The following is a 9,164-nucleotide window of genomic DNA, read 5'->3' as shown; positions in this document are numbered from 1 at the left end:
GACCCCCCCCCAGCCGCTCGCGGCCCCCGGAGTTCGTGCAGAAGATGGCCACCGCGCTGGGCGCGGAGATCCTGCCGATGGGGTCGGCGGGGGCCAAGATCTGCGCGGTGCTGCTGGGCATGGCCGACCTGTACGTGCACGCCGGCGGCCAGTTCGAGTGGGACAGCGCGGCGCCGGTCGCCGTGGCGCACGCGGCCGGGCTGCACGCCTCCCGGATCGACGGCTCCGCCCTGGAGTACAACGCGCTCGACCCGTCGCTGCCAGATATCCTTGTATGTCGACCGGAATTGTCGGGTATGTTGTTGGGGAGCATCCGCGACGTGGCGGATCTGGACGGGGCGGGCCCCCAGGCGGCCGGTTAGGCCGGCCGGGCCGCGGTCCGCCGTCGGACTTCACGGGAGCGAGGCGCAGGACATGGGCACGGCAGCGGAGCTTGGACGGTACCGGCTCTCCCAACTGGACCACCTCGAAGCCGAGGCCGTCTTCATCATGCGCGAGGTCGCCGCCGAGTTCGAGCGCCCGGTCCTGCTCTTCTCCGGCGGCAAGGACTCCCTCGTGCTGCTCCGCCTGGCCGAGAAGGCGTTCTGGCCCGGCCGGGTGCCCTTCCCGGTGATGCACGTCGACACCGGTCACAACTTCCCCGAGGTGATGGAGTTCCGCGACCGCCGCCTGGCCCAGGCCGGGATGGAACTGGTCGTGGCCTCCGTCCAGGACCAGATCGACCAGGGCAAGGTCACCGAGCCCACCGGGCGCTGGGCCAGCCGCAACCGGCTGCAGACCGCCGCTCTGCTGGAGGCCATCGAGGAGCACGGCTTCGACGCGGCCTTCGGCGGGGCCCGCCGGGACGAGGAGAAGGCCCGCGCCAAGGAACGCGTCTTCTCCTTCCGGGACGAGTTCGGCCAGTGGGACCCCAAGGCCCAGCGCCCCGAGCTGTGGAACCTGTTCAACACCCGGATCGACCGCGGCGAGCACATCCGGGTCTTCCCCATCTCCAACTGGACCGAGCTGGACGTGTGGGACTACATCCGGCGCGAGGAGCTGGAGCTGCCCTCCATCTACCACGCGCACCGGCGCCCGGTCTTCGAGCGCGACGGCATCCTGCTCGCCGACGGCCCCTTCATCAACCGCGACGAGGGCGAAGAGGTCTTCGAGGCGACCGTGCGCTACCGCACGGTCGGCGACATGACCTGCACCGGCGCGGTCCGCTCCACCGCCACCGAGATCGACGACATCATCGCCGAGATCGCCGCGACGCGCATCACCGAGCGCGGACAGACCCGCGCCGACGACCGCGCCAGCGAGGCGGCCATGGAGGACCGCAAGCGCGAAGGCTACTTCTGACCGGCCCCACCCGCACCGAACCCTTCCCGAGGAATGCGCGCACCATGACCAACGACATCCTGCGGTTCGCCACGGCCGGGTCCGTCGACGACGGCAAGAGCACCCTCATCGGCCGCCTGCTCTACGACTCCAAGTCCATCTTCGAGGACCAGCTCGACTCGGTGGAGCGCACCAGCCGCGGCCGGGGCGAGGAGCAGACCAACCTGGCGCTGCTCACCGACGGCCTGCGCGCCGAGCGCGAGCAGGGCATCACCATCGACGTCGCCTACCGGTACTTCGCCACCCCCCGGCGCACCTTCATCATCGCCGACACCCCCGGGCACATCCAGTACACCCGCAACATGGTCACCGGCGCCTCCACGGCCGACCTGGCGGTGATCCTGGTCGACGCCCGCAAGGGGCTGCAGGAGCAGAGCCGCCGGCACGCCTTCCTGGCGACCCTGCTGCAGGTGCCGCACCTGGTGGTGGCGGTCAACAAGATGGACCTGGTGGACTACTCCCAGGAGCGGTTCGAGCAGATCCGCGCCGAGTTCACCGACTTCGCCGCCAAGCTGGACGTCACCGACCTGGCGTTCATCCCCATCTCGGCGCTGCACGGCGACAACGTGGTCGAGCGCTCCATGGAGATGCCCTGGTACGAGGGCACCTCGCTGCTGCACCACCTGGAGAACGTGCACATCGCCTCGGACCGCAACCTCATCGACGCGCGGTTCCCGGTCCAGTACGTGGTGCGCCCGCACAAGGCCGACGACCCCGAGCTGCACGACTACCGCGGCTACGCCGGCCAGATGGCCGGCGGGGTGCTGCGCCGCGGCGACGAGGTCGTCCACCTGCCCTCCGGCATCTCCACGCGGGTCTCGCGCATCGTCACCGCCGACGGCGACTTGGAGGAGGCCTTCACCCCGCAGTCGGTGACGGTGCTGCTGGAGGACGACATCGACGTCTCCCGGGGCGACATGATCTGCCGCCCCAACAACCGCCCCGCCCAGGCGCGGGACCTGCAGGCGATGGTCTGCTGGATGTCGGAGTCGCGCACGCTCACTCCGAACTCGAAGCTGCTGCTCAAGCACACCACGCGCACCGCCAAGGTGAAGGTCGGCGAGCTGCTCTACCGGCTGGACGTCAACACCTTGAGCCGGGACGAGGACGCGGGGGAGCTCTCGCTCAACGAGATCGGGCGGGTGGCGCTGCGCGCGGCCCAGCCCCTGTTCGTGGACGAGTACAAGCGCAACCGCATCACCGGCGGGTTCATCCTGGTCGACGAGGGCACCAACGCCACCGTCGGCGCGGGCATGGTGATCGACGCCGACTGATCCGGAACCGCCGCGTCTCCCGGGCGGCACCGGAAAGACCTGCGCAAATCACGGAAAGCGAGCGCGGCGTGACGCGTCGTACTAAGGTTGCGCCCCGTGAGCGGATTTCGTCTGGTGTTCGTCGGGGGGATCGGCCGGTCCGGTTCCACGCTCATCGAGCGGCTGCTGGGGGAGGTGCCCGGCGTGTGCTCGATGGGCGAGGTCGTGCACATGTGGCGGCGCAGCCTCGTGGACGACGAGGTGTGCGGGTGCGGTGAGCCCTTCGGCCGCTGCCCGTTCTGGGTGCGGGTGGGCCGGGAGGCGTTCGGCGGCTGGGACCGGGTCGACGCCGCCGAGGTGCTGGAGCTCAAGGCGGCGGTGGACCGGACCCGGTTCGTGCCCGCCCTGCTCTCCGACGACCCGCCGCCGGACCTGGCCGCCCGCGCGGCCCGCTACACCGCCTTCTACGACCGGCTCTACCGGGCGGTGGCGGCGGTCAGCGGGTGCGCCACCGTGGTCGACTCCAGCAAGCACGCCTCGCTGGCGGCCTGCCTGCGGCTGCGCTACGGCGCCCGGATGCGGCTGCTGCACATCGTGCGCGACCCCCGGGCGGTCGCGCACGCCTGGGGCAAGCGGGTCCCCCGGCCGGACGCGCGCCCGACCAGCCCCGAGCAGTACATGGCGCGCTACTCCCCGGCCCGCACCGCGGTGCAGTGGATGGCCCAGAACGGGGTGCTGGCGGCGCTGGAGCGGGGCGGGCTGCCCACGCGCCGGGTGCGCTACGAGGACTTCGCGAGCGACCCGCTGGGGGAGCTGCGCGCCATCGCCGAGTTCGCCGGGTGCGGCGCCCAGGGGCTGCCGCTGGGGGCGGACGGGTCCGCGGAGCTGTCGCCGGCGCACACGGTCTCGGGGAACCCGATGCGCCTGACCTCGGGGCCGGTACGGGTCCGGGCCGACGTGGGCTGGCGCTCGCACCTGGCGCCCCCGGCACGGGTCGCGGTGTCCGCGCTGACCCTCCCGGTTCGGTGGAGATTCGGGTACTGAAAGCGACACGCCCGATTCGATCACCTTTGGTCGTCGATCAGTTGCGTATTGTCATACTCCAGGGTTCTCCCGAGGGGGTTCCAGGGTGACCTGGGAGGGGGCCGATCGTGGAGCGGGAGCACGGGCGTGCCGGTGCGCTGCGGACGGGGGCGCTGGTGGCGGCATTGCTCGTCGCCACAGCGTCGTGCGAAGAGCGGGAGGGGGCTGTCGAGGACTTCGGGCTCGTGGCCCCCGGGTCGCCCGAGCCGGCCGCCCAGGCCCCACAGGAGCCGCCGGGAGGCCTGGTGATCCCTCGGCAGCCGACGCCGTCCCCGAGCCTGTCGCCGAGCCTTTCGCCCGGCCCTTCCCCCAGTCCTTCACCGTCGGGCGTGCCGTCCCCGTTGCCGTCCCTCCCGCCGTCCGCGTCCCCGTCCGTGCCGCCGTCGGCGGGCGGCCTGGAGATCCCGCAGCAGCCGACGCCCTCGCCGAGCCCGTCCCCGAGCCCTTCACCGAGCCCGTCCCCGTCGGCGGGCGGCCTGGAGATTCCGCAGCTCCCGACGCCCTCGCCGAGCCCGTCGCCGAGCCTGTCCCCGACCCCGTCCCCGAGCCCGTCGCCCTCGTCGCTGCCGTCCCCGGAGCCGCCGACACCGTCCCCCACGCCGGCGCCCTCCCCGGAGCCGACGGCGTCGCCGGGGGTTCCGCCCGAGCCGCCCGGGGGCGACCCCCGGTGCGACGTGAGCGACATCATGGAGCCCTCCTGCGGCCTGTGGTGGGGCGCCAGCCCCTGGCAGGGCGACCCTGAGCCGCTGGAGGAGGCGGCCGGGCGCAAGCTCGACATCGTCTACACCTGGAACGGCATCGACCAGACGGAGATCCCCACCGACGAGGAGCTGGAGCTCGCCGAGGAGGGGCGGCTGATCCACGCCAACATCGAGGCCAAGCGCTTCAACGTGCGGGACCACCCGACGCAGGAGTACTCCGACATTATCCACGGCCGCTTCGACCGGTCCCTGCGGGCGCAGGCGCGCCGCATCGCCGGCCTGGAGTACCCGGTGTTCGTCACCTTCGACCACGAGGCCGATGCCAACAAGCGCTACCACACCCGCGGGACCCCGGAGGAGTTCGTCCGGGCCTGGCGCCACATCGTCGACCTGTACCGGGAGAACGGCGCGGAGAACGCCGTGTGGGTCTGGAACGTGACCGGCTGGCCGAAGAACCTGCCGCGGCTCCCGGAGCTGTGGCCGGGCAACGACTACGTGGACTGGATCAGCTGGGAAGCCTACAACATGACCGGGTGCGAGCTCATGCCGCACTGGGACCATGTGCTCTCCTTCGAGGACGCGCTCAGCCCGGCCTACGAGTGGATCCAGGAGAACGGTGCCGAGCACGGGATCGACCCCGACAAGCCGGTGATGATCGGTGAGATGGGCACGGTGCCGATCCCGGGGGACCCCAAGGGGACCGCCGAGTGGTACGCCGACATCCCCGAGGTGCTCAAGCGCTACGAGCGGGTGAAGGCCGTGAAGATGTGGGACGGGATGACCGCTCCCACCTGCGATTTCCGGGTCCGGCAGGACGCCTACGCGCAGTGGGGGTACGCCCTGGCGGGACGGCATCCGTACGTGGCCGTGCCCGAGCGGGTGAAGGAGATCGTGGAGAAGGCCCTGCAGACCGGTGAGCACCTGCGGACCGTGCAGGACGAGATCCTCGGCCGCCGCCGGGAGGAGTGAGGGCGTCCGCGCAGGACGCGACCGCCCCCGCCGGGTCGGTGCCGGCCGCTGATGCCGGGCCTTTCGCCCCGAACGGCGGCCTCTGCCAGGGGGCGCCGGCGGTTCCGGTGCCGGAGCCGGGGGTGAGCGCCCCTCCGGTGACCGCGGAATCGGCCGAGCGGTCGAGCCGCCGACCGGCCGGCCGGTCGCCGTCGATCGTGCCGACGTTGCGGCCGTTGGATCCGAGCACCTCGTCGCCCTGCACGTCCAACGGCACGTCGTTCTCGGCGCAGAGGCCGGCCTCCCCGACCGCGGACCGTGCGCTTCAGCGCTGACGGTATGCTGCTGACCGGCCGGAATGCCGGTCACCGCGCTCCACGGGTCGCGAGCACGCTGCACCCGGCGCGGGATCCCCGAGAGCCGTCGAACACGGGGACGCCCCCTCTGGGACGGCCCCCGTGCGGTCGCTGACAGCGGAGCCGCTCCGGCCGGACGCGAAAGAACGCGGCATGCTCCCACAGGCGTCCCAAGGCCCTGTCAGGAGTGCGTCGGGATGGTTCTCAGATCCCCTTGCCGTGGCGGTGCAGGGTGCGCAGCACCCAGGCGGCCGGCAGGCCGCAGGCGACCGCCAGGGCCAGCGGGGTGCGCGGCTCCAGCGCGCGCGCTCGGAACGTGCGTCCGGCCCACTGCAGGGCGGTCCGGCGGCGGCCCGCGGCCGCCTCGGCGAAGGCGATCTGGCCGGCGACGCGGGCGTAGCCGCTGGGCACCAGCAGGAACTCGGGGTAGCGGTCGAGCAGCCAGCGCAGCGCGGTGGCGATGGTCTGCCAGCGCCCGGCGAAGTGCGAGCGGCGGTGCCACAGCACCCGAACGCCCGGCGCGGGGATGTTCCGGACGGGGGCACGGCGGGCCATGCGCAGCAGCAGCTCGTAGTCCTCGGCGTAGCTGCCCGGCAGCTCCTCGCTGACCGGGCCGCAGCCGTCCACCAGCGCCGCGCGCCGGATGAGGAAGGTCGAGGGGTGCAGTTCGGTGAGCCGGGAGCCCAGCAGGTCGGAGAAGGTGACGGCGGTGCGGTCCAGCGTCCGCTCGGCCTCGGTGCGGTCGTAGACGACCCGGATGCCGCAGCAGACCATCTCGGTGCCGGGGTCGGTGAGCAGCACCTCCACCTGGGAGCGGAGCTTGCCGGGGAACCAGGTGTCGTCGTCGTCGCAGAAGGCCACGAAGTCGCCCCGGGCGGCCAGGATCCCGGTGTTGCGGGCGCCGGCCAGGCCCGGGCTGTGGTCGTTGACCACCACCTCGACCGGGCGCAGGGCGTCGTCCGAGGCCAGTGCGGGGTCGGGGTCGTCGTTGTCGAAGACGACGAGGGTGCGCAGCACCCCGGGGTAGTCCTGCTCGGCGATCGAGCGCAGGGTGCGGCGCAGCAGGTCGGGCCGGTCGCGGGTGGGCACCACGGCGCACACCTCGGGCCACTCGCTCGGCGCCTCGGCGAGCGCGGGCAGCGGGCGCTCGGCGTGCGGCGGGGGCGCCAGCAGGTCGATGAGCTCGCCGGCGCGCAGGGCGGCGGCCTCGCCGACCTGCCCGCCGGTCCCGCCGGGGGCGTCGGAGCCGATGCGGAACTCGCCGGGGTGGGCCAGGGCCTTGTCGACCGCGGCGGCCAGCTGCTGGGCGGTCGCGCAGGAGCGGACCAGCCCGGAGGAGTCCAGGCGGGCGACGAAGCGCAGCTGGTGGTCGTCGACGTGCTCGCCGAGCTCGGGGTCGCGGGCCGCGGCCAGCGGCAGGTGCCCGGCGCGGCGCGCGGCGGTGACCGTCCCTGGCCCGCCGTGGGTGACCACGGCGGCGGCCGAGCGCATGAGCTCCTCCAGCCGGTCGGGGGCGATGAAGGACTCGCCCTCGGCGGTCTCGGGGGCCGGGGAGCGGCCGTACTGCACCAGGACCCGGACCCCGGGGCGCTCGCGGGCGAGGGCGTCGGCCCACTCCACCAGGCGGCTGAACGGGTGGTGGTCGGTCCCCAGGGCCACGAGGACGAGCGGGGCGTCGGGGGAATCGGGCGCTTGTGTCACAGCAGCGGTCCTACGGTGATGGCGGTGGGCATGAACGATCGCTGCTCCTCCCACTGGGCGAGGAAGAGCCGGGTGAACGGGCGGCACAGGCGGGCCGTGAGCGTCGGGGTCTCGATGCGGTCGTAGACCTCGATGTAGACCGTGGGCACCCGCATCAGCCGGGCCAGCACGAAGAACGGCAGGGCGACCCCCGCGCCGGTGCTCACCACCGCCGCCGGGCGGCGGGCGGCGAGCACCCGCAGCGCCAGGACGGTGTTGCGCAGCAGGTTGGGCACGTCCCGGGTGGTGGGGTGGTGGGCCCACCGCACCTCCTCGCCGTTGAGCAGGGCCTCGGCGTCGGGGGTGCGGAAGGTGACCCAGCTGCGCGCGCGCCCCGACCACCACGGGCGCAGGGCCATGAGCTGCGCGAGGTGGCCGCCGCTGGAGGCCACGAACAGGATCGGCGCGCCCTCCGGCGGGACGGTGCTCGCGGAAGGGGCGCCGGCGGTCGAACTCGGAGCGCGCCCGGAGGGCGCCATGAACGCGGTTGGCACGGGGACATCATTGCATAACTCTGAGTAATTTCTTCATCGCCATGTGTTGTTTCGTGGGGAAATCCATGATCGGGACCGCGGAGGGCGCCCCCTCCTCAGGGTCGGCCGCGCCTCCAGCGCCTGGGGATCAGGCCGTCCAGGTCGAGCAGGGTGCGCAGGCGCCAGACCGTCACCGTCCACCCGCAGCCGCCCGCCGCGAGCGCCACCGCCAGCGACGGCACGGTCGTCCCCCACACGGCGGCGCACACCGCGGGCACCCCGCCGAACCAGACCAGGCAGGCCCCCGCGGCAGCCGTCCACCGGAGGCTGAAGGGGTGCACCCCCACCGTCCGGTGCAGCTGGACCAGCGGCAGCAGGTTGCGCACCCCGATCGCCGCGGCCCAGGCCAGGGCCGCCCCGACCGCGCCCAGCGGCGGGATCAGCAGCAGGCACAGCGCCAGGTTGGCCGCCAGCGCCAGCAGGTTGTTGGCCAGGTTCCAACCGGTACGCCCCGCCATGGTCAGCAGCAGGTCGCCCATCCCCAGCGCGGCCGAGGCCATCTGTGCGAGGGCGACCACGACGAGCACCCCTGTCCCCGCCGGGGTGGCGTAGCCCGGTCCGAACACCTCCATCACCAGCGGGGCGTACACGACCGTCGGCAGGAAGAGCGGCCAGGTCAGGCAGATCAGCCACGCCGTCGCCGACCGGTACAGCCGCGCGGTGCCCTCCCGGTCCTCGAGCGCGAGCATCTCGGCCAGGCGGGGTCCCGCGGCGAACTGCACCGCCTGCGTCGCGAACTGCCCCGCCACCAGGAGCCGGGTCCCGGCGGTGAACACGGCGGCCGCGGCCGCCCCCTGGACCGCGGCCACCAGCACGATCCCGCTGCGCTGGATCCCGATCTGGGCCACCTGCGCCGCCGAGCGCGGAAGCGTGAACCCCCAGAACTCGCGGGGGCCGACGGGGCCGGGCGCCGGCGGCGCGTCGTCCCGGTCCGCGGGCGGCACCGGCGCCCGGCGCAGCACCCGGCGCAGCCACAGCCAGGCGACCGCGGCGGCGGGCAGGTAGGGGCCGGCCCAGGCCACCGCGAGCAGGCCCGCCGACCCGGCCGCCGCCGCGCTGGCCACCAGCAGCAGCTGTCCCAGCGGCCGCCCGACCTTCTCGACNCGCCATGTCGTGGTAGGCGCGGGTGGCCGCCAGCAGCGCCTCGGTCACCGCGGCGAACGGCAGGAA

At 73.4% G+C, this 9,164-nt stretch carries 8 protein-coding genes; 5 read left to right on the top strand and 3 right to left on the bottom strand.

Features of this window, described 5'->3' with window-relative positions; genetic code table 11:
* The 5 genes from D450_RS0121425 to D450_RS0121400 form a co-directional block, all read left to right on the top strand.
* Positions 1-362, top strand: a 362-nt coding sequence (locus D450_RS0121425; RefSeq protein WP_017540698.1) for an inositol monophosphatase family protein, incomplete at its 5' end; no start/stop codon positions are given.
* 52 nt (positions 363-414) lie between these two features.
* Positions 415-1,341, top strand: coding sequence for a sulfate adenylyltransferase subunit CysD (cysD, locus tag D450_RS0121420; protein ID WP_017540697.1), 927 nt, complete (start codon positions 415-417; stop codon positions 1,339-1,341).
* Between the two features lie 44 nt (positions 1,342-1,385).
* Entirely contained in the window at positions 1,386-2,654 is a 1,269-nt protein-coding gene (cysN, locus tag D450_RS0121415; RefSeq protein WP_017540696.1) for a sulfate adenylyltransferase subunit CysN, read from the top strand.
* Between the two features lie 114 nt (positions 2,655-2,768).
* Positions 2,769-3,677: a sulfotransferase family protein gene (locus D450_RS0121410; protein WP_017540695.1), complete on the top strand. Its 909-nt coding sequence runs from the start codon at positions 2,769-2,771 to the stop codon at positions 3,675-3,677.
* Positions 3,678-4,390: 713 nt separating this feature from the next.
* Positions 4,391-5,386 (top strand): glycoside hydrolase family 26 protein, encoded by a 996-nt coding sequence (locus D450_RS0121400; protein ID WP_394296679.1) that lies wholly within the window; start codon positions 4,391-4,393, stop codon positions 5,384-5,386.
* A gap of 539 nt (positions 5,387-5,925) precedes the next feature.
* On the opposite strand, the gene D450_RS0121395 is transcribed toward D450_RS0121400, so the two are convergent.
* The 3 genes from D450_RS0121395 to D450_RS30865 form a co-directional block, all read right to left on the bottom strand.
* Positions 5,926-7,422 (bottom strand): glycosyltransferase, encoded by a 1,497-nt coding sequence (locus D450_RS0121395; RefSeq protein ID WP_017540692.1) that lies wholly within the window; start codon positions 7,420-7,422, stop codon positions 5,926-5,928.
* Positions 7,419-7,940, bottom strand: coding sequence for a glycosyltransferase family 28 protein (locus tag D450_RS0121390; protein WP_017540691.1), 522 nt, complete (start codon positions 7,938-7,940; stop codon positions 7,419-7,421). The genes D450_RS0121395 and D450_RS0121390 overlap by 4 nt, the downstream gene beginning before the upstream one ends.
* A 110-nt stretch (positions 7,941-8,050) precedes the next feature.
* Positions 8,051-9,058, bottom strand: a complete 1,008-nt coding sequence (locus tag D450_RS30865) for a lipopolysaccharide biosynthesis protein (protein WP_017540690.1) — start codon at positions 9,056-9,058, stop codon at positions 8,051-8,053.
* Positions 9,059-9,164: the final 106 nt, after the last annotated feature.

Source organism: Nocardiopsis halophila DSM 44494 (genome assembly GCF_000341245.1).
GTDB lineage: Bacteria > Actinomycetota > Actinomycetes > Streptosporangiales > Streptosporangiaceae > Nocardiopsis_A > Nocardiopsis_A halophila.
Note: the sequence above shows the minus strand (reverse complement) of the source record. Positions and strands in the feature narration are given on the sequence as shown.

Bases quoted from the DNA above. Each gene is read 5' to 3' on its own strand.
- cysD (WP_017540697.1), top strand. From the start codon at position 415: ATGGGCACGGCAGCGGAGCTTGGACGGTACCGGCTCTCCCAACTGGAC.
- cysN (WP_017540696.1), top strand. From the start codon at position 1,386: ATGACCAACGACATCCTGCGGTTCGCCACGGCCGGGTCCGTCGACGAC.
- D450_RS0121390 (WP_017540691.1), bottom strand. From the start codon at position 7,940: ATGGCGCCCTCCGGGCGCGCTCCGAGTTCGACCGCCGGCGCCCCTTCC.